Genomic DNA, 25,688 nt, shown 5'->3' with positions numbered 1-25,688 from the left:
GGAGGAAGAAAGCAATGAAAAAGAGTTTCAATAAAAAGACCCTTTGCCTTGCAGGCACAGCTCTCCTCCTGACGGCAGGATTATCTGTGGGAAGCGCAATGGCCTATTTTACCACATATACCCAGGTCAACGGCGGAGTAACTCTGAGTCTGGGAATGACTACGACCATTCCCGATGAGACTGTGGATAACTGGACAAAACATGTGACCATTCAGAATACAGGAGACTATGATTGTTTTGTCCGGGTGAGAGCTTTTGCAGGAGCCCAGTATCAGGATGGCTTGACCTACAGTGGAAACAACTGGTCTCTTGCCGATGACGGCTATTATTATTACAGCCAGATCGTAGAAGCAGGCACCAGTACAGAGGATGTTCTGGATATCCGGATCGCTCATGAAAATATCGACCAGGATTTCAACGTGATCGTAGTACAGGAAAGCGCACCTGTGATCTATGATGAAAACGGAAATCCAACAGGAGACTGGGACCATATCCTGGACTCCGGGGAAAGTGTTTATGACGGAAACGAGGAGGTGGGTGCATAATGAAGAAGAAAATACCGGTTCTGCCCACAGTCCTTCTGTCAGCGGCGGCCCTGCTCCTGGCAGGCAGCACCATAGGGAGCACCCGGGCAGCCCTCACCTACTTCAGTGAAAACTATTCCGCTTCTGTAAATATCTCCCAGATCGGCGTCAGCATCGAGGAGAACGGAGAGACTGTCAGCAGCCGGGATTACGCAGGAAACGACCAGTGGAATGAGACCAGCACCAGCCTGTTTTCAAATCTTCTGGATACGGAGAATGGCGAGAAACTGGCCTTAGGCAAGAAATATGATGATTCCATTACAGTGACGAACAGTGGCTCTATCGATACCTTTGTACGAGTGATCGTTACCAAGAGCTGGCAGGACAGGGAAGGGAACAAGGATACCTCTTTAGATCCTGACTTTATCCAGTTAAACTTCCTTACGGAAAACGGCTGGCAGATCGATGAGAGCGCTTCCACCCCGGAACGTACGGTTCTCTATTATACAAACCTCCTGGCGCCGGGAGAGAGCACCCCGGAGCTTTTAGGACAGGACGCCCTTTCCATTGATAACGCTGTGGGAGCTAAGGTGACCCAGACCGAGACCAAGACAGACGAAGGCACGGTGATCACTACTGAGTATGCCTATGACGGATACAGCTTCCACGTAGAAGTGGAGGCAGACGCAGTCCAGACCCATAACGCAGCAGACGCCATCAAGAGCGCCTGGGGCGTAGACGTGAATGTTTCCGAAGACGGGAACAGCATCAGCTTACGATAGGAGGTACAAAAGGATGAGAAAGAAAATTTTGTGCCTTGTCATGGCCGGGGCAGTCATGGCCGGGACCATGACCGTAGGCACAGGGACCACAGTTTATGCAGAAGATTTTACCAGTCAGGGAGACTGGTCCGTGACTTTCGACGGGGAAGGGATGGAGAGCAGCTTCAGTTCCCAGGAGATGGCCGATGAGATCTACGGGATCCTTCCCGGGGACAGCATTGAATTAAAGGTAAATGTCCAGAATGACAGCCAGGAAGATACCGACTGGTATATGTCCAATGAAGTGATCAAAAGCCTGGAGGAAGGAAGCACCGCCCAGGGCGGCGCATACGGATATACTCTGCGGTATGTAAATGCTGCGGGAAAGGAGACCGTGCTTTTCGACAGCGATACCATTGGAGGAGACGAAGGGGAGGAAGCCCTCCAGGAAGTCACCGGATCATTGGAAGATTACTTCTACCTGGACCGGCTGGGCAGCGACCAGGGGGGAACGGTGTATCTTACCGTAGCCCTTGACGGAGAGACCCAGGGAAATGATTACCAGAATACCCTGGCACAGCTCCAGATGAACTTCGCCACAGAGATTGCAGAGCCGGATACGGTACAGGGGGAAGATAAAGTTATCAACCGGACCGTGAAGGAAGCAGACAAGACCGTCTACCGGACCCAGAGAGTAAAGACCGGAGATGAGAGCCAGACGCTTCTCTACAGTGCTATCGCTCTGGTCAGCGGGTTGGTATTATTAGGTCTGGGGATTGTGGCTTTGAAAAAGAAAAAGAACCGTGAGGAAGGAGAGTTGAGATCATGAGAAAGCTGAAAAAAATGCTGGCAGCTGTTGTTACCGCATCCATGGTCTCCAGCTTTTCCCTGCTGAACGTGGCAGCTGCGGAGAATTATACGTATACAGTGACTTTTTATGCAGGGAATCAGGGAAGCTTTGCCGATCTTAGCGGGTTGAGAGTTGCCGGAAAAGAAAATCCACAGATTTCTATAGAAGAAGACAGAGTTTTGATTACCGGACTTACCCAGGGAGACGAGGTTACTTTTGATGTGAACCAGGGAGGGATAAGTCTTCAGGAGGACAGTAAATATTATATCCAGGGTCTGCGGTTAAGCGGCCGGGACAATGACGAACAGATGGCAGCGTCTTCCTTTCGTGTAACTGAGGACCAGGATTATGTAGTGGCCTATGGGATCCGGGGAGATATGACCAGCTACACGGTCAACTATGTAGATGAAGAAGGAAACCAGCTGGCACCCAGCCGCACATACTACGGAAATGTAGGAGACAAGCCGGTGGTGGCTTACCTGTATATGGACGGCTACATGCCTCAGGCACTGACCCTTACCCAGACCCTCAGCGCCAACCAGGCAGACAATGTGTTCACCTTTGAATACAGTCCCAATCCGGTAGAGGTAGTCCCGGGAGAAACAGTTACAGTTACTACCGTAGAGCCGGGGACCACCAATGTGATCACCCAGCAGGTACCTGTGGCAGGAACAGGGGTTACAGGAACAACGGGAACCACTGGTACAGGAACGTCCGGAACCACTGGCACAGGTACCGGAACTGCAGGAACTACCGGTGATACAGGAACAGCCGGAACTGGAACCGCCGGAACTACAGATGACGGAAATACAGGGGTGATCGGCGGTGACAACCAGACCGGAACAGCCAATGCCGGAGAAGATACCCAGGCAGGTCAGGCCGGAGAAGAAGGCCAGACAGGAGATGGAACCGAGGAAATCCAGGATGAGGAGACCCCATTAGGTCAGATAGACCTGGATGAAGGAGAAGAGGAAGCAGGAGATGCCCAAGCAGAACCGGAAAGCCGTGACAGCAGCCAGGGAAGCGCCTTTCCCATAGCAGTAGGCGTAGCCGGAGTAGCTGCGGCAGCTATTGTAGTGGGCGGTATTATCCTGCTGAGAATGAGAAGAAAATAAAAAATAAAAAGATAGAAACTTGACATCATAAGAACAGACAGAAAAATGACAGAAAGGATTTCCGTCATGAACAGGAAAGAGAGAAAAAGCCCAGTGGCTGTGTTATGCAGTGCACTGGGCACTGTTTTATTAATTTTACTGGTGGCTCTGTGCCTGCCGCTTACCCTGCCCAGGGTCATGGGATATGACATTTATACAGTAGTCAGCGGCAGTATGGAGCCGTCTATCCCAACGGGAAGTCTTGTATACATTGAAGACGCCCAGCCGGAGGACATAGAAGAAGGAGATGTGATCGCCTTTTACGGAGCCAGAGATTCAGCAGCGGTGATCACCCACCGGGTAGTGGAGAATAATACCCTTATGGGACAGTTTACCACCAAGGGTGATGCTAATGAGAAAGCAGACGTAAATCCGGTAGATTATGAGGATTTTATTGGAAAAGCGGCCATGTCTATCCCATGGCTGGGAAAATCCGCTCAGCTGTTTACCAGTATCCAGGGAAAAGCTGCTGCCGGAGCCGTGATTATAGCAGCTATGCTCTTTCATTTGATCGGTAACCTCCTAGAAGGAAAAAAATAAAGAAAAATCAGGAATCCCTGCCATAGATATTGAGTTCTGAAAGAGAATAGAATATAGTTATAGATAAGACATAAAAGGCTTATCTATAGGAGAAGACAAAATGAATAAGAAGAGAAAAGACTGGAAAAAGTATGGATTCCTGCTGCTGATCATGCTGATCGTACTGGGGCTGTTTCCATTCAGTGTAAAGTTTATGAATGAGGCGCTTCTGAACAACGCTCAGCGAATGGGAGACGAGATTGCCAGAAGATTTGCAATTAATGAGGAAACTTATCTGAATCAGTATGAAACGGTTTTACGTACAGTAGAATACCAGATCCAGAATAGTGCTGATGGCGCAGATCTTTCAGACATGCTGGAAAAATACAAAGGCTATACAGAAGAGACCATGGAGCTTAACAATATAGAACTTTATGGATATATTGACGGCAAAATGGAGGCTGCTACTTACTGGGAGGGAGATGAAACCTTTGATCCGGGAACTGCTCAGTGGTATCAGGAGGCTTTGGCATCCAAAGGCGAGGTCATATACACAAGTGTTTATACCGATGTCCGCCTCCAAAGACAGGTAGTCACCATTGCAAAAGAGCTTGGAAATTCCCAGGATGTGATTGCTTTGGATGTCTATCTGGATGGAATTGCACTGCCTGAAAATGTAGTGGATCTGCCTCAGGGATGCAACTATTTTCTCTGCGATCAGGATGGGATGCTGATCGATAATTATCTAAGTTCTGGAAGCGGAGAAAATCTCCAGGAGAGATTTCTGCGTATTTTTCAGGAAATCCAGGAAGGAAAGCATGACAGATACGACTCCTACATCATAGGAACAGAAGGGGAAAAGAGAGGCGTCTATTACTATGCGCTGGATTCCGGATGGTACACGGTGATCACCATGCCTTATGATGAACTTCTCAGCGCTACAGATAATATATGGCTGGTATTCGGACCCATAGCAGCCGGATTTGTGATCCTGTCCGGAGTTTATCTGATCCTGGATCACCGGAGCAATAAGAAAGCAAGACTTTATAATGACGTGGTAGGGGTTCTGGGAAATTCCTATTATGCACTATATATGATCAATCTGAAAGAGGAAACATATTCCATGCTCAAAGGATCAGATTATGTCCGCTCAGAACTTCCCCCCAGAGGCGAATACAGAGATTTGCTGAAAGTTATGTCTGAGGTGATCCATGAAGACGTGTATGAGGAATATATCCAGACCTTTTCCATTGAAAACATGAGAGAACTGACCAAGAGGAGAGTGCGGGATTTCGGAGGAGATTTTAAAAGGCTTTTCAATAACGAATACCGCTGGGTTCATGTCCAGATGCTCTATGATGAGTCTCTGAAGCAAGGATCTGTGGTCCTTTGCTTTAGGGATGTAAACGATAAGAAGGAAGAGGATTTATCCAGACTGAAATTCCTGAAGCAGTCTCTGGAAAATGTGGATAAAATTGCAAAATCCAAGAATATGTTCTTTTCTCTTATGTCTCATGATATGCGTACGCCTTTAAACGGGATTATAGGACTGACGGAGATCATTTCAAGAAATATAGAAGACTCAGAAAAAGTCAGAGAGTCTGTGAAAAAGATAGAATCTCTTGGAAACCAGCTCCTGGGCCTGATCAATGATATCCTGGAGATGTCCAAGATGGAACAGGGAAAACTGGAGATTAAAAACAGTAACTTCCATTTGAAAAGGAATCTGGAGGAACTGGCTTCTATTTTTCAGATTCAGGCAGATAATTCGGGAAAACAATTTATCTGCTCCATTCAGATTGAACATGGAGAAGTGGAAGGAGACTGGGGCAGGATACAGCAGATTCTTAATAACCTGCTTTCCAATGCTTTTAAGTTTACTGGAGAAGATGGCCGGATTGAATTCCATGTGGAGGAGATTCGGGACAGCAGGAACAATTACAGAAAATATCATTTTACAGTAAGTGACAACGGATTTGGTATGAGTCAAGAGTTCCTTAAAAAAATTTTTGTGCCTTTTGAGAGAGAAACCAGGTTCGGCGCCGCCAATGTAGCTGGAACAGGACTGGGAATGCCCATTGTCTATGAATTGGTCCGGAAAATGGAGGGAAGTATTGAAGTGGCTAGCGAGCTGGGAAAAGGTTCTGTATTCCAAGTGATCCTTCCTCTGGAGCTTCATGAGGGAGAGGCTCTTCAGAAGGAAGAAATCTCTGCTCAGGCCGCCAGCAGCGCCGGGGAGGAAATGGATCTGGCAGGCATGCGCGTGCTGCTTACAGAGGATAATGAGATCAATATGGAAATCGCAGCAGAAATCCTGGCGGCCTGCGGCCTGAAGATTACCCAGGCATGGAACGGCAGGGAAGCATTGGAACTTTATCTGGAACATGAACCTTTCTATTTTGATTTTATCCTGATGGATATGCAGATGCCAGTAATGGACGGCTGCCAGGCGGCGGAACGTATCCGGAATTCCGGCAGAGCCGACGCCCGGAAGATCCCGATCATAGCGGTTACAGCCAATGCCTTTGCCGAGGACATTGCTTTGACCAGAAAGGCAGGTATGAACGCCCATATTTCCAAGCCTATTGACTTCAGTATTTTGAAAAAGGCCATGGCTGGCCTAAAAAGGAATGGAACATAACTACCGGGACATGCTGATCTGCCTGCGGAATTCCTCTGACTCCAGGGGAGGATTAAAATAAAATCCCTGCATCAGCGGCACGCCCATTTCCAGCATTTTCTGGTAGGTTTCTTCAGTTTCTACACCTTCGGCACAGATCTTTACACCAAGATTGCTGCCCAGGTCGTAGAGACATTTCAGGAAAAGCTGATTATAGGAATCTTTGCTTATTTGATGGATATATTCCCGGTCAATTTTAATCTGGGAGATCGTCAGTTTTTTCAGGTAGGTAAAACTGGAGTAGCCGGTGCCGAAATCATCCAAGGCTACTCCGGCTCCCATTTCCCTCAGATCCCGGCAGAACTGGTCGGCAATCTCAAAGTTGTTGATTAGAGAGGTCTCTGTCAGTTCAAAAACAAGCCATTTAGGCTCCAGGTCAGCGTCCTGGCAGCATTTACGGATATAGGAAATCAAATCCTTATCTGATACCTGCTGGGCGGAAATATTGATGTTCATATAGAGGTCGAAGCCCATCTTATGCCAGTTTTTACATTCTCTTATAGACTGCTTTACCACCCATCTTCCTACGTTAAGAATCAGACCGGAGTATTCCAGGGTCTCAATCAGCTCTTCCTGAGAGATACCTTCTAGATCAGGAGTCTGATACCGGAGAAGGGCTTCAGCCCCATGGTATTTTGCGGTCTTATTTTCCACTTCGATAACCGGCTGGAATACCAGGTGAAAATTTTTCATACCATCAGCAACATCCTGGCGGAGCACTCTTTCCAGAATATATTTTTTGTTCAGGCTGTCCAGATTTTCGCTGCGGAAGAAGACAGTCTGGTGAGAATTAGATTTAGAACGCATCAGCAGAGCCATGTTTGCATTTTGTATCAGTTCTTCGCTGGTTCTGCCGTTCTGGGGATACATAGCCACACCTATATTGGCTCGTATGAAGATCACATGGCCTTCCAAAGTCCGCTCCCGGCTTAAATACATTTGGAAAGGAATCAGTTTTTCCAGAATCTGTTCCTGGGTATTTTCTCTGATATGGACCAGGAACTCATCGCCTTCCAGACGATAAACGCCCAGATTGTCACTGATGTACAGGTTGATGATGCGGGTAAATTCTATTAAAATCTTGTTGGCAAAATCCCTGCCGAAAATCTCATTGAAAATTTTGAAGTTATGGATATCGATGCATAAAACGCTTCCGGTGGCAGAAGGATCCTCCAGATGTTTTTTCATATCCTTCTCAAAACAGTTCCGGTTTTTCAGACCTGTGAGTATGTCATAATAGAGAATATTTTTCAGCCTTTCTTCATAGGCTTTCTGTTCTGTGATATCTATCAGAGATCCGGCGATCATCAGCGGATTTCCGTTTTCATCGTGTATTCCTTTTCCCTGGCAGCGTATCCAGATGACGGTATCAAACTTGGTCTTTACCCGGTATTCTGCCCTGTGATATTTGCTTTTGCCGCTTAAAAAGGGGGCGAAAGAGTCCAGAAATACGCTGCGGTCTTCAGGAATGATAAAGCCCAGGAGCCGGTCCATGGCATTTGAAAAGGTATTGCTTTCAAGAGGCAGCACATCTACGGCTTTGGGAGAGAAGGTGCACACATTGTTGACCAGGTCAAGCTGATAGATATAATCGGTACTTCCCTCCAGAATCAGCTGATTGACAGTTTCTGCCTGCCGCAGCTGCCGGATGGTTTCTTCCAGCTGCAGATTATGCTCATGGGTAAGGTCAAAATTCAGATGGACGATGCCCAGGATAAAACCGGGAGTCTCCAGGGGCAGCATGACGATCAGGATGTTGGCGATGGTTCCATCTTTGATAATATCCAGATGACTGTCTGTCTTAGACTGCTTTCTTTTCTTCAGAAGTGCCAGATCATGGAGAAATACGCTGCGGCTGGCAGCGGTAAAATAATTCAGCAGTTCGTCCAGGGAGATATGTCCCTTGCGGCCATGGTCTGTGTCTGTGAAAACTTCCGCCATGCTCCTGCTCATCAGCAGGGTGTTTTTTTCATAATCCAGCAGAAAAGCTTCTGAAAACAGTTCGTCCGGAATATTGGAAATCTGGAGCTTTTCCGTCAGGTCTTTAATATTAAAGTATTCGTTGTTCATTTTTTTCCCTCGACAAAATTCGACATAATATTTCCTGTATTATATAACAGAACAGAAGATTTTTCTACCCTGTTCTGAGTCTCGGCCAGCTTGACACTCCCGCGATTTCTATTATATACTGAACACAAATAAGGAGTAATATAATGAGCGAATCGATAATCGAAAAACACCTGAAAAAACTGACGATATTTGTGGCTGTGCTCAGTCTTGCTATTTTGACGGCAGGAGGCATTGTCACCTTTTCTTTGAACCGTGTACAGCAGGATGCCATTGACAGCAGAATACAGAGAGAAGTAGAGAAGTACAGTGACGATCTGCATCAGAAACTGCAGGTAGACTTTCAGACCATATATACACTGTCAGCTTTTCTGGAATTTAATGAGGGTTTGGAAAAAGAGAGCTTTTCCAGAGGTCTGCTGGGAGCGAATAATCATAATGGATTTGTGCAGATGGGATATTTTGGACGCAATGGCACAGGAGTACGGGTAACCAGAGGCAAAAGCATAGAAATGGACAAGAAACTGGAAGAGGTTACTCCGGAAATGCAGGAGATCATTCGGAAGGCCTGGGAGGGCGAGGATGGATTTTCAGGTGTCATTTATGATGTGGAACTGGAGAAACAGGTGCTGGGATACGCGGTACCGGTATATCGGGGTGAAGAGATCATCGGGGCGCTTGTAGCTACGGGAGAGGCAGATTCTCTGAAAGAAATTTTGACCAATGATGTGTTGTTTGACGGTAACGGACATATCCAGCTTATCAATAGCCAGGGAGAGTATGTGCTTCCCTATGAGACAGAGGATATCTTTTCCGGAGATTATTTTTCCCAAAAAGAAGAAGAGCGGATAACTGACGTTCTGGATTCCCAGGAGAGCTGTTTTGCTTCTCTGGAGTACAAAGAACATAGGTACAGGCTTTATATAGAGCCGGTGGGAATAAAGGACTGGAGTCTTTTCGGTATAGAAGCGGTAAATGAATCTAATAAATTCCTGACACAGATGATTCTGATCACAAGAGTCACTTTTTCTGTAATACTGGCGGCTGTGATCGTGTTCATTTTTTATGGTTACAGGCTGATGAAAAAGAAAAACTGGGAATTGATCCAGTATGCTTATTATGATTCTCTGACGGGAGCGTTCAATTCGGAAAAATTCCAGCAGGAGCTGGCTAAGGTCATGAAAAAGCAGGAGACCTATGCCCTTGCAGGACTGAATATCCGCCAGTTTAAATTTATCAATGAAATTTTCGGAAGAAATCAGGCGGACAGTCTCCTCTGTCATGTAAAAGATGTATTGGAGGAAACCACGGGAGAAGGGGAGTATTTCTGCAGAAACTCTGCAGATATGTTCCTGGTACTGCTGAAGGGAGAAGAGCGTAAAGAAATCCAGAGAAGGATACAGGATATCATGGAAAAGATCGCGGCTTTTTCCGCAAATTTGAATCATGATTATGATATCCAGATGTACTGCGGTATTTCTCTTATTCCTCAAGGGATAAAAACGGACACTGCGACTATGCAGACGACCCATACTATGTTTGCTCTGGAAAAGGCCAGAAGCCTTCCCAGAAATAGTATTTGGTTTTATGATCTGAACCTGCACCAGGAAGAAATCCTTCAGAATTATGTGGAGTCTCATATGAACCAGGCCCTGGAAAACGGAGAATTTAAAATGTATCTCCAACCTAAGTTTGACCTGAGGACCGGCAGACTGTCCGGAGCAGAGGCACTGGTCAGATGGATACGCGGGGACGGAAAAGTGATCTATCCGGGACAGTTTATCCCTATATTTGAGAGCAATGGTTTTTGCACTGTGCTGGATATGTATATGACCGAACAGGTCTGCCGCCTTATCCGGAAATGGATCGACCAGGGAATACGGCCAATACCGGTGTCTGTAAATCATTCAAAGATTCTTTTCTATGAGACTGATTATGTGGGGAGGATGGAAAAGCTCATCGAAAAATACGAGACGCCGGCCAGATGGATCACTCTGGAAATTCTGGAAGGGCTTGCAATGGAAAATATAGATAAGCTTAATCAGGTTATCGCAAGTCTGAAAGAAATCGGATTCCGGATTTCCATGGATGATTTCGGCAGCGGCTATTCTTCTTTGAATACTCTTGGAAAACTGGATATTGACGAGCTGAAACTGGACAAAGGATTTATGGAAGGAATAGACGGGACAGACCAACAGAAGCAGAAAATTATCCTTGAACATATTATTATGATCAGCAGGAGCCTGGAGATTTCTACTGTGGCAGAAGGAATCGAGACAAAAGAAAATGAACAGATGATCCAGGAGCTGGGCTGTGATTTTGGCCAGGGATATTATTACTGCAGGCCGATTCCTGCAGAAGAATTTCATGAGAAATATATGCAAAAGGGGAAAAAATAATTTGGCAGAGAAAAGTTTTGTTTACGAGACGTTACTCCGCTTTTTGGAGGGATATTTTTTAAAACGTGACAGAGAGTCCATACTGGAAATGACTACGGAAGATGTTTACTGCATAGGGCTTCAGGGACAGGCTCCGGCATTTAACAGAGAGGATTTTGGAAAGCTGCTGGAGTCCCATATAGCAGTAGATTCTGCATCTGCTGCTTATAGAATAAACGCTTATCAGGAAAAGGCTATTGGAGAGGGAAATTGGATCTGCTACTGTGAACTGGAGACCTACATGGATATGGATGGAGAGAAGCTGAATCTTTCTTGGTGGGGAATTACTGTGGGAGTCCAGAAAGAGGGCGGAAGCTATAAACTCGGCCTTATCCATCTGTCGGAGATGAAGAACTGGGCAGAGAGGGGGGAAGCCCTGCGGAAACTGTATCCAGATACTTCAAGTCCATTTATTGAGTCACTGTACAGACATCTGGAGGAATCTTCCAGGGATTCGCTTACCGGGTTATATAACCGAAAGGCCGGGGAAGTTCTGATCAGCCAGGCCCTGGATAATGGAGGGGAATATATTTTCCTTTTGATGGACATTGACAATTTTAAAGCGGTCAATGATGTATATGGTCATCTGAAAGGAGATATGGTCTTAAAATATGTGGCAGATAAGATCCGCAGATCATTCAGAGATACAGATGTGGTCTTCCGGCTGGGAGGGGACGAGATCGTTACTTTTATCTATCCCTGTAAAAACCGCCAGGCAATTGAAGAGAAACTGAAAAAAATTATCGAGGACTATAACAAAAATATGCAGGAAAATTTTTCCCGTATTTCTTCCTCTCTGTCCTGGGGAGGAATTTTCAGCAGCAGGAAGAGAACATTTACGGAACTTTATCAGACAGCAGATAAGATCATGTATAAAGTAAAGCGCAGAGGAGGAAAAGGATATCTGATCCAGGAGGACTAATGGAGAAAAAAGACATTTTAATTGTAGACGACATGGAGATCAACCGAGCAATCCTAAGCCAGATATTTGCTGACAGAAATAAGACGTTGGAAGCGGAAAACGGGCTGGAAGCTATACAGATTCTTGAAAGACAGAGAAATAACATAGCAGCAGTGCTTCTGGATATTGTGATGCCAGTAATGGACGGGTTTCAGGTAATGGAGAAGATGGCTGAGATGGGGCTGATGGATAAGATCCCGGTATTTCTTATTACAGCAAATACCTCGGAAGAGAGTATGAGCTGGGGATACCAGCTGGGAGCCATGGACATTATAGAAAAACCTATTGTTCCTTATTTTGTAAGGCGAAGGGTAGAAAGTGTTATGGAACTCTTTTCTGCAAGAGAAAGACTCAGCCATGTGGTGGAACTTCAGGGACAGAAACTCCGCAGACAGGAGCAGGAGATTGCAAATCTGAACTATTCTATTATCGAGAGTCTTTCCACTGCAATTGAATTCAGGAGTGGAGAGTCTGGGGAGCATGTAAAGAGAATCCGCCATTTGACGGAACTTCTTCTTGATGAACTGAGAAAGACAGGGAAAGAGGAATACGATTTTTCGGACAGAGAGATTCAGGAGATATCTCAGGCATCTATCCTTCATGATGTAGGAAAGATTGCTATCAGCGACTTGATTTTGAACAAACCAGGGAGACTGACTTCCGAAGAATTTGAAACCATGAAGACTCATACGATCATGGGATGCCAGGTGCTGGAACAGATCCCGCAGCATAAAAACAACCGGCTGTACCAGTATGCCTACGATATCTGCCGTCATCATCATGAAAGGTGGGACGGAGGTGGATATCCTGACGGACTGAAAGGCAGCCAGATCACAGTATGGTCTCAGGTAGTGTCTGTTGCAGATGTTTTTGATGCACTGACAAATAAGAGAGTCTATAAGCCGGCAATCCCTGCTGCGGAGGCTCTGGAAATGATATTTAAAGGTGAATGCGGTGCTTTTAACCCGGAAGTGCTGGATTCCCTGGAGAGGGTTTTAAATCAGCAGAAAGTGTGAATAAAATGGAAAATAATATGAGACAGCGTCTTATGGACGCTGGGATCAATGTAGATACCGGCATCAGCCGGTTTATGGGAAATGAAGGACTTTTCCTGAAATTCCTGGGGAAATTTCTCCAGGATACAAATTTTGCCGGTCTGGCAGAGGCTGTAAAAAAGCAAGATGTGGAAGAAGCCTTTCGTTGTGCCCATACTTTGAAGGGGGTCTGTGGAAATCTTTCCATGGACGAACTGTATAAACTTGTGTCTGTGCAGACGGAATTTTTCCGGGAAGGAAATATTCAGGAAGGAGCAGACATGATGGAGAAAGTATCAGCTGTTTATGGCAGAGTAAAGGAAGCGATAGAAGAGACACTGCCCTGAGCTGCGGACAGCGGAATATAAGAAAGAAAAGGAGAACAGTGGGAGATGAGTGATCTTACGGTAGTGGTTCGCAGGATGGATGAGGGAATTTCTCTTAGAGAAGATTATGTATCTCTGCCAAAAGACTATGGAAAGAAAAGCTATTTTCAGCGTCCGGACATACAGGCAATCCGGAATATGGTGTTTGAAACCCTGGATGCCCTGGAAGAAAAAACAGGTTTTCGTCAAAAGATGGAAAAGAGCAGACGAGTGGTCATCAAGCCGAACCTGGTGTCTGTATATCATAAGAGCGGAATGTATGAGGATGATTATCCGGAGTCTACAGATCCGAGAGTGATGGATGCGGTAGTGGAATGGGTACAGAAATACCATAAGGACATCCTGATTGCAGAATCTTCCGGAAAGCCTATGCCTACAGCCACCAGTTTTCGGATAAGCGGCATGGACAGGATTGCCCGTTTCAGAAAGACAGGTCTGGTCACTTTGGAGACTTGTCCGGTGCGCAGATATCTTCTTCCTAAGGCAAAGGTTATGAAGGAGATCATGATTCCTTTTCCTTTTGTGGGAGTGGTAGAAGGAAAGGATTTTTATATCTCTGTGCCAAAGCTGAAAACCAATCTCTATACAAGAGTGACTCTTGGGTTTAAGAATGCTATGGGGGTGATACCCTATGCACTCAGAGAGCGGAACCATAGCTATCGGATTGACGAGAAGCTTGCAGATATGCTGTATATTTTGAAACCGGATTTGACACTGATCGATGGTTTGGTAGGGGGTGAGGGAAATACTCCGGCCCCGGTGGATCCAGTGGACTGCCGTCTGCTCATTGCAGGAAAGGACCCTGTGGCCACGGATAGGGTAGGATGCAGGATTATGGGCTTTGACCCAGATGAGATTCCCCTTTTCCAGGAGGTAGAAAAAAGAGGGTTTTCTCATGGTGAAGCTCAAGTGGATGGAGAGGTGCCAGTCTTTCATTTCCGGCCTGCGGATGCCAGCCTGTTGGGAGATACATTCCATAAGCATTTTCCTAATGTCCTTGTTCTGGCAGGTCATGACCTGCCTCAGGCGCCAAAGATTCAGGACCCATATAAAGTAACCCCTGAGATAGCCAGGAAACTGGAAGGAGCCTGCCGGGGCGGATGCCTGGCTGCGGTACGCTCAGGATTTGAATACATTGTTTACTCCACAAAGAAGAACAGGGAAAGGGCCATTGCTGTGCTCATTGGTTCTGGCGTTCCCATAGGAGAACAGAAGTGGTGGTTTGACCGAGAGGGAAAGCCTTATACGGAAGAGAAAGTGCGAGAACTGGATATGCCCATCCTTACCGTAGGAAATTGCGGGGAAGTGCTGAAAGATGTGGCTTCTTACAGAAGTCCCGGCTGCTGCAGCCCTTCTGCCTGTATGCTGGCAGCTACAGCAGCTATGAAAGTGCCTTTTCCGCTGCTGTCTGTAAAAAACCACTACTTTCTAACTTTTGGCCTGGATGCTGTAGGAATGGTCTTAAAAAGGACAGCTTTATGCCTTCAGGGAATCTGGATCGACTGTCCCAGCCGCCATGTAGATGAGATTTATCCTGTGCCGAAAGCGGCGGAAAAATATAAGAATAAAGACTTCATTCCCTGGCCCCTTCCAAAGATGAGCTGGAAGATGAGAAAGAAGATGGCAGGGGATCAGCTGAAGATTTTAAAACTTTAATAAAAAAAATATTAAAAGAAATGAAATTATTGTGTACACAATTGAGACCCTTCTTTTTTTGTGTTATCATTAAACTATGTTTTGCCTTGAAAGGCATAAGCGCAGAGAAAGAAAGGTGAAATACAGCGTACATGATAAGACGACAGAAGCCGGAGAAGAATCCGCCTGATGAGAAGAAGATTAAATTTCCCATAGAGCCTGTAAAGGCGGATTATTTATACGGACTCACAAGAGAGCAGGCAGAAGAACGGGCGGCAGCAGGCTGGAGCAACGAAGAGGTCGGCAGTGTCAGTTTAAGTACAAAAGATATTGTAAAGAAGAATGTATTTACCTATTTCAACCTGATATTTGCAGTTTTGGGAGTGCTGGTCTGTCTATCAGGTTCTTTCCGGGATTTGACCTTTTTGCCAGTAGTTATTCTGAACACAGTGATCGGTATTTTTCAGGAGATTCGGGCGAAGAATGTCTTGGAAAAGATGAACATGCTGAATGCGCCTAAGACCGATGTGGTCCGGGAGGGAAAGATCCGTTCCATAGATTCTGCTCTTCTGGTACGGGATGACATTGTAATCTTTAAGACCGGAAATCAGATATGTGCAGATGCTGTAGTATGTTCTGGAGAAGTTCGGGTAAATGAATCTCTTCTTACGGGAGAATCTGAGGAAATTCTAAAAAAAGAGGGAGATTCCCTGATGTCAGGAAGCTTTATTGTTTCCGGTAAATGCTATGCCCGGCTGGAGAAAGTGGGAGATGAATCCTATATTTCCAAACTGACTTTAAAGGCAAAGGCCATGAAAGACGAGGAACAGTCAGAAATGATCCGTTCCCTGGACAAACTGGTGAAAGGGGTGGGTATTGCCCTGATCCCTATTGGAATCATTCTTTTTATCCAGGGATTCTTTATCAGCCATGAAGGATTTCAGGGAAGTATTATTTCCATGGTAGCTGCAGTGATCGGTATGATACCGGAAGGTCTGTACCTGCTGACAACAGTGGCACTGGCTGTAAGCAGTATCCGTCTGGCTATGAATAAGGTGCTGCTTCATGATATGAAAAGTATTGAGACTCTTGCCCGAGTAAATGTTCTTTGTGTGGACAAGACCGGAACCATCACAGAGAATGCTATGAGCGTCCAGAATATTGTGCTTCTGGATGAAGAGCAGGATATGGACAATGTGAAGGGGCTTCTCTCAGACTTTGTTCAGGCTATGGGAGAGGACAACAGCACCATGGCAGCGCTGAAACAGTATTTTACGGAATACAGAGGGGAAAAACCTCTGAAGATCGTATCCTTTTCTTCTGCCAATAAATACAGCGGCGTTGTATTTGAATCTGGTAATTTTGTATTGGGCGCCCCGGAATTTGTTCTGGGAAATTCCTATGAGAATTACAGGGAAAAGATTGAAGAATATTCTTCAAAAGGATACAGAGCTCTGATTTTTGGAAAATATGAAGAAGAGCTGAATGGAAAGAAGCTGCAGGGGGAAGTGGAGCCCTGGGCTCTGATTCTTCTGATGAACCGGATCCGGGAGGAGGCGCCGGAGACTTTTGCATATTTCAACCGCCAGGGAGTGGAGGTCAAGGTAATTTCCGGAGACAACCCGCTGACGGTATCGGAAACTGCCAGACAGGCGGGCATAGCTGGAGCAGAACGATATGTGGATGCCCGGACTCTGAAGACAAAAGAAGAGCTGGAAGAGGCTGCTCTGAATTATACAGTATTTGGAAGAGTGCTTCCTGAGCAGAAGAGACAGCTGGTCCGTGCCCTTCAGAGAAAGGGGAAGACTGTGGCTATGACCGGGGACGGCGTAAACGACGTTCTGGCTTTAAAAGATGCGGACTGCAGCGTAGCCATGGCATCAGGAAGTGAAGCTGCTATGCAGGCTGCCCAGGTAGTTCTTCTGGAATCAGATTTTTCCAAGATGCCAGAAGTGGTGGCCGAAGGAAGAAGAGTGGTAAACAACATACAGCAGTCTGCCAGTCTGTTCCTGGTAAAGAATATTTTCTCTTTCCTGCTGTCGCTGGTTTCTATCATATTCGTGTTTACTTATCCTCTGGGACCTTCCCAGATTTCCCTGATCAGTATGTTTACTATTGGCATACCGGGATTTTTCCTGTCTCTCCAGCCAAACAAGAATGTGATCAAGGGGCGGTTTTTACAAAATGTGCTGCTAAAGGCTCTGCCTGCAGGACTGACCGATGTGTTGGTAGTAGCGGCCCTTGCTATTTTTAGCCGGACGTTCGGTGTGGGAGGCGAAGACCTGTCTACAGCGGCTACTATGCTTTTGGCAATCGTAGGCTTTATGATCCTGTTTAAGATATGCAAGCCTCTGAATTCCCTGCGTCTGGCAATCTGCATCGGATGCATTGTCGGATTTCTGGCAAGCTGTATTCTGTTCCCGGGACTTTTTGGCATTTCTTCTATGTCTACCAAATGTGTAATGCTTTTTGTGGTATTCTCTATTGCCACAGAGCCTATTCTCCGGTATCTGACAAAGTTTAATGAGTTTATCCAGAGACTGTACGGAGACAGGGAGCAGTATAAGAAGAAACTCAAGTCTGTAAAAGATGTATTGCAGAGAGAATAGTAATGGAGATTGTAAAGAGGTGGCGTAATGTCTTTGCAGAAATTATGGGAGAAGTACCGGCAGGAGACAGTGTTTAATTATTCAGTTCTTCCGAAAGAACTGAGAAAAAAAGGAGAATGCCTGGAATTGGATGCCAGATGTATGATTGTTTCCAGAGGAGAATTTCCCCATTGGATATATTTTATCCTGGAGGGTACAGTAACAGGAATCAGGGAGTATGCGGACGGCAATGAATACAGCTATTTCCAACTGGACAAACAGAACGGGAGCATAGGACTGCTGGAAATTCTGGCCAGGAAAGACAGATATATTGCCACGATTGTAAGCACTACAAAAGTGAAGCTGCTGCGTATAGAGGCAGAAGTGTAAGCGTAAGAACAGTAGGACGAAATCTGCAGAAACTCAAAGAGAGTGGAGAAATCGGCTCCAGTAAGAAAAAGATCATAGTATCCGATATCCAGTATCACCAGATGCTGGACAGTCTTTATCTATAATGTTGAAAAAACAGGGCGAAGCCAAGGGCTTTAGCCCTGTTTTTTGTGCGAAATATGCAAAAAAAGAGAAAAGGACAGGTGACCTTTGGAAAGCAGAGGATCCTTTGTATAATACAGTCAAAACTAATAAAAAAAATAAAGAGGAAGGAGAGAAATACATACAATATGACAAAAAGAAAAGTGCTGGTTTATGGATCATTAAACCTGGATTACGTTTATCAGGTAAAACATTTTCCCGGACCGGGAGAGACTGCAGCGGCAGAAACGCTCCATATATCCAGCGGAGGAAAGGGCCTGAATCAGGCCGTGGCCTTTGCAAAGGCAGGGGCAGAGACGTATCTGGCAGGGAAAATCGGGACAGACGGTCAGTCTCTCAGAGATGCCTGTGAAAAATACGGGATAGACACCAGATACTTGATGAAAGAGGACAGTCCGGGAGGCCATGCTGTTATACAGGTGGACGAAAAAGGACAGAATTCCATCCTGGTATTCGGCGGAACGAATAAGATGCATAGGGAAGAGGAGATGGATCAGGTACTGAAAGACTTTCAAGAGGGGGACTATCTGATCCTTCAAAATGAGATCAATGGCCTCTCCTATCTCATTGACGCAGCGTGGAAGAAGAACATGGAAATCGTGCTGAATCCCTCTCCCTATGAACCGTCCCTTATGGAGTGTGGACTGCAGAAACTATCCTGGATGATTTTGAATGAAGTAGAAGCCTGTCAGATTACAGGAGAAAATCAGCCTGAGAAAGTATTGGAATATTTTAAAGAAAAATATCCTGACCTTAAAGTGGTGTTGACTTTAGGGGAAGAAGGGGCCATGTGCACGACGGGGGAAACCTACTGCAAAGTGCCCTGCTATAAAACAGAGACGGTAGATACTACTGGGGCGGGAGACACTTTTACCGGATATTATTTTGCAGAGATCATCAGGGGAAGATCTCCAAAAGAGGCCTTAGATACAGCTTCTAAGGCGGCTGCAGTGACTGTATCCAGAAAAGGGGCTGCTGATGCCATTCCTTTTCTGAAAGAAATCCTGGACAAATAAAGAGAGGAAAAAAATTATGAAAAGAGGAATAAAATATGATTTTTCACTGTTGGCGCTTTTGCTGATTCCTGTGGGAGTTTCTCTCAGCGTAGTCGGGTATCAGCTGTCAACAATTTTGAAACTGCCGATCTTTGTAGACCAGATAGGGACTATGCTGGTTTCTATGATCGCAGGTCCCTGGGTAGGGCTGGTTACAGGCCTTCTGGGAAATGTAGTAAATGGAATGCTGAACCCGGTTTCCTTTGGATTTGCTTTTGTTTCCATGGTATTGGGCCTTTTCTGCGGATTCATGTCTAAATGGAAATGGTTCACGAATATTATCGGCATTGTAGTGGGATGTGCCATTATCAACGTAGCTACGGCCATGGCTTCCGGAGTGGTATCTACTTTTCTCTTCGGAGGAGTGACGGGGGCAGGTACCGATCTGGTTACAGCGGCCTTTCTGGCCACCGGACAGGCTCTTTGGACTGCGGTTATCTCCACAAATCTGATTTCCGGAACCTTTAACACGATCATAAACTTTGCAGTCAGCTATATCATTGTCAGAAGGATTCCGGACAGGTTCCTTGTAAAGCTGAACTACGGTATGCCTTATATTAAAAAGAAGGGGGTAAAATAAATGAACAGCAGCATCGGTAAATTATATCCTTCCACTAAATTTGAAGTAATGCTTCTGCTGGTGATTTTCAGCATTTTTACACCGGGTTATGTAATGCAGTATCTGATCTTCCCTCTTGTGGTCCTGATCAGTTTATGCGCCGGCACCGGAAAGCAGTTTCTTGGAACATTTTTTAAATCCATTTTTATCATTATTCTTTTTATTTTTGCTATTCAGGTATTCATTATAAGCAATGAAGATGCCCAGCCAATTTGGGGGTTCCTGCATTTTTCTCAGACAGGGCTTAATGACAGCCTGAGCATGACATCTAAAATTGTGGCGATCAGTTCTCTGGTCATCTGCTTTTTTCAGGTAACGAATATCAAGGATATTACTTATGCCTTGGAAAGATCTGGTGTACCTAAAAAAGTGACTTTTTTGATCTCTTCAACAATCCAGCTGATTCCTCAGATGTCTGCCCTTTCAAAGACGATTACAGATGCCCAGAAGTCCAGGGGCATAGAAACGGAAGGAAATATGCTGATCAGAGCAAAAGCTTTCGTGCCTATGCTGGGACCTTTGGTGCTTTCTTCTATACAGCAGACCGAGGAGAGAGTGCTGGCACTGGAATCCAGGGCATTTTCTACAAGAACGAAAAAAACTTCGATTTATGAAATGAAAAAGAAAACAGCAGATTACATTCTGGACATTTTGTGTATTGCAGGATTTATCGCTTATATCCTATGGAGGGTTATGTAATGGCAGTGATTTCATTAAAAAATGTGAGTTACCGGTATCCTCTGGAAGAAAACCAGGTCATAAAAAATGTATCCTTTGAGATTGAAAAGGGACAGGTATGGGGGCTTATAGGAGCCAATGAGTCAGGGAAAACAAGTATCTGCAATATTATCCGGGGCTTTATTCCTGAAATATACAGAGGAGAACTGGAAGGCGAAGTAGAAATAAAGGGGAAAAAGATCGAATCCTATGGTGACGGCGAACTGGCTTCTGTTGTGGGGTATTCTTTTCAGAATCCCTTTACACAGATATCGGGAGTAAAGGAAACCGTTTATGAAGAACTGGCCTACGGAATGGAGAACATAGGCGTTCCAAGGGATGAGATGATCGATAGAGTGGAGAAACTCATCCAAATCTTTCACCTGGAGAAGCTGAAAGATAAGAATCCTTTTCAGCTTTCAGGAGGACAGAAGCAAAGAGTGGCTCTGGCCTCAATGATCGCCCTGGATCCGGAGATCGTGATCTTAGATGAGCCTACCTCTCAGCTGGATCCTCAAAGTACAGAAGAGATTTTTGAAATTATACAGCTTTTGAAAGAGCAGGGCAAGACAATTATCCTGGTAGAACATAAGATTGATCTGATCGCAGAATACTGCGACCATATACTCTTGATAAGCGGCGGTGAGATCGGGATGATAGGAGAGACAGAAGAGGTCCTTACCGACCCTAAAGTCCTGACCTATGGAGGCCAGCTTCCTCAGGTAGTGCTGTATTTCCTGGAAAGAAGAAAGAAAACAGGAGAAAAAGGGAAGATTCCTCTCACTGTAGAACAGGCTTATAAGATATTGAAGAAGGGAGGCCGGAACTGATGGCATATCTGGAACTGAAGAATGTAAGCTATGTATATCCCAACGGATATACAGCGGTAGAAGACGTAAGCATGGCATTTAAGGAAGGGGAAGCGGCAGCGATCATTGGTCAGAACGGAGCTGGAAAAACTACAACTGTGAAGCTGATGAACGGCCTTCTGCGTCCGTCAAAGGGAGAAATCCTGGTGGAAGGAGAGTCAACAGAAAATAAGACCACTGCTTCCATTGCAAGAAAAGTAGGATATGTGTTTCAGAATCCTGATGACCAGATCTTCCAGGAATCCATTTACAAAGAAATCGCATATGGATTGGTAAAACAAAAAATGAGCCATGAAGAAGTAAAGAGAAGGGATCTGGAGGCTGCCAGACTGTGCGGCCTTGAGGAAGACTTGGAGGAACATCCTTATAACCTTCCCTATTCCAAAAGAAAATTTATCACAATCGCAGCTATCGTGGCTATGGATCCCAAGGTGGTGATCCTGGACGAACCTACTGCAGGACAGGACCGGGCCTCTATACAGCTTCTGGGAGATATCGTCCATAAGCTGGCAGAAAAGAATAAAATTGTTATTACCATTACTCATGATATGGAGTTTGTAGTGAAGTATTTTAAGAGAGTCATCGTTATGGCAGAGAAAAAGGTAAGAAGAGACGGAGGCCCCAGAGAAATTTTCTGGGACGAGGAACTGCTCAGATTCAGCAGCTTAAAACAGCCATACCTGTGTCAGCTTGCAAATCTTCTGGGATACAGGGATATCCTGACCATCGACGAATTGCTGGAGGTGGATCTATGAAATATCTTTTGATCGACTGTGATCCTGGACATGACGATGCCCTTGCCATCTTAACAGCCTGTGCCCATAAAGAAGAACTGAAAATTTTGGGAATTACTACCGTGGGAGGAAACCAGACCCTTGAGAAAGTGACGAAAAACGCAGGAAATATCCTGAATTTTATCCATGAGGAAATTCCTTTGGCCCCAGGACAGGAGGGGCCTTTGGTGAAAACCCTGTCACCGGCCCCTGAGGCTCATGGGGATAGTGGTATGGACGGTCCGTATTTTAAAAAGAAAGAATATCCTCTTGCCTCTGACAATGGAGTGACATTTCTGTATGAGAAGATCATGGAAAGCCCGGAAAAAGTGACGATTGCAGCTTTGGCTCCTCTTACGAATATTGCCCTGCTGCTGAAAACCTTTCCTCAGGTAAAGGAAAAGATTTCCTGTATCAGTATGATGGGAGGAGGAATCCACCACGGAAATCGTACAGCCCTGGCAGAGTTTAATATTTACGCAGACCCGGAAGCCGCACAGATCGTATTTGCCTCTGGACTGCCTGTTGTTATGGCAGGTCTGGATGTGACAGAAAAGGCTACTGTGTCTGTAGAACAGATAGAAAGTCTGAAGGAGAAAGGAAGAGTCAGCCGGCTTGCCTATGAATTGCTCAGTTTTTACCATGAAACAGGAAAACAATTTGGATTTACGGAAAGCCCCATTCATGATCTCTGTGCTGTTGCCTATCTTCTGGAACCGGACATGTTTTCCGGCACATATGAACATATCAATGTAATAACAGAAGAAGGCAGAGCCAGAGGACTGACCTATGCAGACAGGCGTCTGACCTGCGGGGAAAAGAAAAACGTGCTGGTCCTTGATCAGGTTGACCGGCAGAGATTTGCAGAACTGCTGTTTGCAGCTCTGGAACAGCTGGACCATAAAGAGGTCTGTTAAGGGGGAAGAAGATATAGAAAAAGAGAAACTGCAATAGCAAGTTCTCTTTTTTTATGCTAAAATACAAACAAAGCATTATATTTCTTGCATTTTTCTATAGACAAAACAGTAACCGAATGCATAGAAGAAGGGATTCTCGCAGATTTTCTGAGAAAGAATCGAGCAGAGGTGATAAAAGTGAGCTTGTACGAGTATGATCAGGAACAGCATATGAAATGGCTGAGAGAAGAAGGCTACGAACAAGGGCAAGAGGATAATTTGGTGACAAATATCAAAATGTTGATGAAAAATATGAACATATCAGTACAACAGGCCATGGAGGTGCTGGAAGTTCCAAAAGAAAAATATACAATGTACGAAGAAAAAGTCAGTGAAACCTAAAGAGAAAAAGTCAGTGAAATCTCGAAATCTCCAAAGGAATTGCTTCGCTTCAGTAGTATATGCAGAAAAGGGGAGGAAAACATGGAAAGAAAAATCATTTTATCGTGCCCCACATTGAAAAAAGAACTTGAAAAGGCGGTGGAGGAAGCAGGTTTTGCCGGTGAAGTCTGTTTTATCCCCCAGAGTCTCCACAGCAGTCCAAAAGAGCTGCGAAAGTATCTGCAGGACATGATCGACCGTATGGAAGGTATGGAAGAAATCTTCCTGTGCGTATCCGGCTGCGGAGGGGCCACTGCAGGCCTTCGGGCAGCAGGAGCTTCGCTGATCGTGCCGAAGACCAGAGACTGTGCGGATATTCTTCTGTCCGGAGATAGTTTGAAAGAGCTGAAAAGACCAAAAGACGGCTTTTTTCTCAGCTATGGGTGGATGGAATATATGAAAAATTCCCGTCTGGACCTGAACCGGATCCTGAAGGAAAAGGGCCCGGAGGCCACAAAAGAATATATGTGCTCCATGTTTCGGGGCTTTGAGAACTTTTATATCATTGACACCGGAATCTATCCACTGAAAGAAATAGAAGATTATATACAGCCTCTGGCAGACATGATCGGAGGAAAGGTCTCCAAAATTCGGGGAGGATATGGAATTCTGAAGAAATTGGCGGCAGGAAAGAAAGATGGGGATTTCCTGGTAGTTCAGAAAGGAGAAACTGTCAGAGAAGCTCTGAAAAGAGAGGCCAATATTTTTTGACCATAATGATGAACCTATGCTATAATGGTGCTATAAAAGGAGTGATCTTATGAGTAATAAAGAAAAAATCATAACTTTACTGGAAGATGTGCCGGAATACAAAATGGGATATATATTAGCGTATATACAGGGCATTACTGCTGATGATGAAGATGATGACTTATACTGCAGAAGAATGGCAGAGAGCTATTTAAATGATCCTGAAAGCGAGCAGGAAGAAACCTATACTCTTGAAGAATGTAAGAAAGAGTGGGGGCTTGATTAACTTTGTATAAAGTAGTTTTAAAAAAGAGAGCTAAAAAATTTATTGATCGATTACCTCAAACAGAGAGAAAGCGTTTAGTTTCAGCAATAGAATTACTTCCTAAAGGAGAAAACATTAAGCCCTTAAAAGGGTATAAGAACCTTTTTAGATTAAGAGTTGGAGATTATCGGGTTATTTATACCATTGATAACGGAGAGCTGATGATCATGGTCATCGATGCAGGGAGCAGAGGAGATATATATAAGAGATATTAGAAAAATTCTTTTGACATAGATCAAATAATCAGCTAAACTCCCTGCTCGCACAATATTTTAACACTGTTTCCATCTGAGGAGACACCCACTTATTCCGATGATACAAAAGCTGTTTCCATACCTGAATTTCCAGGCCGGACACTGGCAGGCAGACCAGGGTTCCGGCCTTTACTCTATCTTTTATGACGTAATCGGGGAGAAAGGAGATGCCGGCGCCCTGTTCTACCAGGGAGCAGATCAGTTCTGTGCTTCCGATTTCCAGAACAGGCTGAACTTCCAGGGACAGCTCCGCCAGTTTTTCTTCCAGCAGACGGCGGTAGCTCATGCCTTTTTCTGTCAGGATGAAAGGCTGACGGATCAGTTCCTGGACAGAAAGGGAGGAAGCAGAGGCAAGGCTGGTGCCGGCTCCGGCTACGAAATAAGTCTGTACTTTTTCTTCACGGACAATCCGGTATTCTGCATTGTAAATGTGATTATCCAGAGTCAGGATGGCATCTACCTCATTGTGGTTCATAAGCCGGAACATTTCCTCTGTTCCCGCTGCAATGATTTTCAGCGTAATGTCCGGATAAAGACTGCGAAAATGCTGAAAACCTCTGGACAGAAGAGAGGTACACAGAGAGTCAGCGGTAGCCAGACGGATATGTCCCGCTGCTGCTTTTGTTTTCATGCTGTCTTCCAGTTCTCTGGTCATGCGGTTGACCTGATGAGCATATTCCAGGACTTCCCGTCCCTTTTCTGTGAGATGTACGGTGTGATTGATCCGTTCAAAAAGCTGGGAGCCCAGTTCCTTTTCTAATTGTTTGATCTGAAAAGAGACCGTAGACTGGGAAAAGCCCAGTCTGTCTGCAGCTTTTGTAAAGCTGCGCAGTTCTGCTACATAGATAAATGTTGTCAAATTTTTGGTATCCATAAAGCTCCTCTCCCCGAAAATATTCT

25 protein-coding genes are annotated in these 25,688 nt (G+C 45.2%); 23 read left to right on the top strand and 2 right to left on the bottom strand.

All coding sequences use genetic code 11. The features are described 5' to 3' along the window. The first annotated feature begins 14 nt into the window (after positions 1–14). The 6 genes from B5G00_RS03280 to B5G00_RS03255 all read left to right on the top strand — a co-directional run bounded on the left by B5G00_RS03280 (position 15) and on the right by B5G00_RS03255 (position 6,449). The gene (locus tag B5G00_RS03280; protein WP_087268412.1) at positions 15–545 is read left to right on the top strand and encodes a hypothetical protein; all 531 of its coding nucleotides are present in this window, start codon (positions 15–17) and stop codon (positions 543–545) included. After that, the gene (locus B5G00_RS03275) at positions 545–1,306 is read left to right on the top strand and encodes a hypothetical protein (RefSeq protein WP_087268409.1); all 762 of its coding nucleotides are present in this window, start codon (positions 545–547) and stop codon (positions 1,304–1,306) included. Before B5G00_RS03280 ends, B5G00_RS03275 begins: the two co-directional genes overlap by 1 nt. A gap of 13 nt (positions 1,307–1,319) precedes the next feature. Then, positions 1,320–2,114: a sortase B protein-sorting domain-containing protein gene (locus B5G00_RS03270; RefSeq protein WP_087268406.1), complete on the top strand. Its 795-nt coding sequence runs from the start codon at positions 1,320–1,322 to the stop codon at positions 2,112–2,114. After that, on the top strand, positions 2,111–3,250 hold the full coding sequence (locus B5G00_RS03265) for a MucBP domain-containing protein (RefSeq protein WP_087268403.1): 1,140 nt from the start codon (positions 2,111–2,113) through the stop codon (positions 3,248–3,250). The genes B5G00_RS03270 and B5G00_RS03265 overlap by 4 nt, the downstream gene beginning before the upstream one ends. A 66-nt stretch (positions 3,251–3,316) precedes the next feature. Beyond that, entirely contained in the window at positions 3,317–3,829 is a 513-nt protein-coding gene (locus tag B5G00_RS03260) for a signal peptidase I (protein ID WP_242971259.1), read from the top strand. A 100-nt stretch (positions 3,830–3,929) separates the two neighbouring features. After that, complete coding sequence (locus B5G00_RS03255; protein ID WP_087268396.1) at positions 3,930–6,449, top strand: ATP-binding protein; 2,520 nt, start codon at positions 3,930–3,932, stop codon at positions 6,447–6,449. Here the strand turns inward: B5G00_RS03255 and B5G00_RS03250 are convergent, their stop codons facing one another. After that, on the bottom strand, positions 6,450–8,558 hold the full coding sequence (locus B5G00_RS03250; protein WP_087268393.1) for a putative bifunctional diguanylate cyclase/phosphodiesterase: 2,109 nt from the start codon (positions 8,556–8,558) through the stop codon (positions 6,450–6,452). It lies immediately after the preceding gene. Positions 8,559–8,701: 143 nt separating this feature from the next. On the opposite strand from B5G00_RS03250, the gene B5G00_RS03245 reads away from it, so the two are divergent. The 17 genes from B5G00_RS03245 to B5G00_RS03165 all read left to right on the top strand — a co-directional run bounded on the left by B5G00_RS03245 (position 8,702) and on the right by B5G00_RS03165 (position 24,749). Then, the gene (locus tag B5G00_RS03245) at positions 8,702–10,954 is read left to right on the top strand and encodes a bifunctional diguanylate cyclase/phosphodiesterase (protein WP_087268390.1); all 2,253 of its coding nucleotides are present in this window, start codon (positions 8,702–8,704) and stop codon (positions 10,952–10,954) included. A 1-nt stretch (position 10,955) separates the two neighbouring features. Then, positions 10,956–11,915 (top strand): GGDEF domain-containing protein, encoded by a 960-nt coding sequence (locus B5G00_RS03240; RefSeq protein ID WP_162613475.1) that lies wholly within the window; start codon positions 10,956–10,958, stop codon positions 11,913–11,915. Then, entirely contained in the window at positions 11,915–12,970 is a 1,056-nt protein-coding gene (locus B5G00_RS03235; RefSeq protein WP_087268385.1) for an HD-GYP domain-containing protein, read from the top strand. Before B5G00_RS03240 ends, B5G00_RS03235 begins: the two co-directional genes overlap by 1 nt. 5 nt (positions 12,971–12,975) lie before the next feature. Further along, positions 12,976–13,335 (top strand): Hpt domain-containing protein, encoded by a 360-nt coding sequence (locus B5G00_RS03230; RefSeq protein WP_087268383.1) that lies wholly within the window; start codon positions 12,976–12,978, stop codon positions 13,333–13,335. 45 nt (positions 13,336–13,380) lie between these two features. Then, on the top strand, positions 13,381–15,030 hold the full coding sequence (locus B5G00_RS03225) for a DUF362 domain-containing protein (RefSeq protein WP_242971258.1): 1,650 nt from the start codon (positions 13,381–13,383) through the stop codon (positions 15,028–15,030). Between the two features lie 131 nt (positions 15,031–15,161). Beyond that, positions 15,162–17,618, top strand: coding sequence for a cation-translocating P-type ATPase (locus B5G00_RS03220; protein ID WP_087268380.1), 2,457 nt, complete (start codon positions 15,162–15,164; stop codon positions 17,616–17,618). Positions 17,619–17,645: 27 nt separating this feature from the next. Further along, positions 17,646–17,987, top strand: coding sequence for a cyclic nucleotide-binding domain-containing protein (locus B5G00_RS03215; protein WP_206423770.1), 342 nt, complete (start codon positions 17,646–17,648; stop codon positions 17,985–17,987). Positions 17,988–18,277: 290 nt separating this feature from the next. Then, positions 18,278–19,165, top strand: coding sequence for a ribokinase (locus tag B5G00_RS03210; RefSeq protein ID WP_087268377.1), 888 nt, complete (start codon positions 18,278–18,280; stop codon positions 19,163–19,165). Between the two features lie 16 nt (positions 19,166–19,181). After that, positions 19,182–19,784: an ECF transporter S component gene (locus tag B5G00_RS03205; RefSeq protein WP_087268374.1), complete on the top strand. Its 603-nt coding sequence runs from the start codon at positions 19,182–19,184 to the stop codon at positions 19,782–19,784. Further along, positions 19,785–20,522 carry an energy-coupling factor transporter transmembrane component T gene (locus tag B5G00_RS03200; RefSeq protein WP_087268371.1) on the top strand — a complete coding sequence of 246 codons (738 nt, stop codon included), beginning with the start codon at positions 19,785–19,787 and terminating at the stop codon, positions 20,520–20,522. Then, positions 20,522–21,370, top strand: coding sequence for an energy-coupling factor ABC transporter ATP-binding protein (locus B5G00_RS03195; protein ID WP_087268368.1), 849 nt, complete (start codon positions 20,522–20,524; stop codon positions 21,368–21,370). Before B5G00_RS03200 ends, B5G00_RS03195 begins: the two co-directional genes overlap by 1 nt. After that, positions 21,370–22,164: an energy-coupling factor ABC transporter ATP-binding protein gene (locus tag B5G00_RS03190; RefSeq protein ID WP_087268366.1), complete on the top strand. Its 795-nt coding sequence runs from the start codon at positions 21,370–21,372 to the stop codon at positions 22,162–22,164. Before B5G00_RS03195 ends, B5G00_RS03190 begins: the two co-directional genes overlap by 1 nt. Further along, positions 22,161–23,099, top strand: a complete 939-nt coding sequence (locus B5G00_RS03185) for a nucleoside hydrolase (RefSeq protein ID WP_087268364.1) — start codon at positions 22,161–22,163, stop codon at positions 23,097–23,099. Before B5G00_RS03190 ends, B5G00_RS03185 begins: the two co-directional genes overlap by 4 nt. 210 nt (positions 23,100–23,309) lie before the next feature. Next, positions 23,310–23,480 carry a hypothetical protein gene (locus B5G00_RS18855; RefSeq protein WP_162613474.1) on the top strand — a complete coding sequence of 57 codons (171 nt, stop codon included), beginning with the start codon at positions 23,310–23,312 and terminating at the stop codon, positions 23,478–23,480. Between the two features lie 81 nt (positions 23,481–23,561). After that, positions 23,562–24,230: a DUF1638 domain-containing protein gene (locus B5G00_RS03175; RefSeq protein WP_087268357.1), complete on the top strand. Its 669-nt coding sequence runs from the start codon at positions 23,562–23,564 to the stop codon at positions 24,228–24,230. A 49-nt stretch (positions 24,231–24,279) separates the two neighbouring features. Beyond that, the gene (locus B5G00_RS03170; RefSeq protein WP_087268355.1) at positions 24,280–24,495 is read left to right on the top strand and encodes a hypothetical protein; all 216 of its coding nucleotides are present in this window, start codon (positions 24,280–24,282) and stop codon (positions 24,493–24,495) included. 2 nt (positions 24,496–24,497) lie between these two features. Continuing rightward, positions 24,498–24,749, top strand: coding sequence for a type II toxin-antitoxin system RelE family toxin (locus B5G00_RS03165; protein ID WP_087268352.1), 252 nt, complete (start codon positions 24,498–24,500; stop codon positions 24,747–24,749). Between the two features lie 28 nt (positions 24,750–24,777). On the opposite strand, the gene B5G00_RS03160 is transcribed toward B5G00_RS03165, so the two are convergent. Continuing rightward, on the bottom strand, positions 24,778–25,662 hold the full coding sequence (locus B5G00_RS03160) for a LysR family transcriptional regulator (RefSeq protein ID WP_162613473.1): 885 nt from the start codon (positions 25,660–25,662) through the stop codon (positions 24,778–24,780). Positions 25,663–25,688: the final 26 nt, after the last annotated feature.

It is taken from the genome of Blautia sp. An46, from assembly GCF_002161645.1.
Taxonomy (GTDB): domain Bacteria; phylum Bacillota; class Clostridia; order Lachnospirales; family Lachnospiraceae; genus Blautia; species Blautia ornithocaccae.
This window is presented reverse-complemented; position numbering and strand designations above follow the sequence as displayed.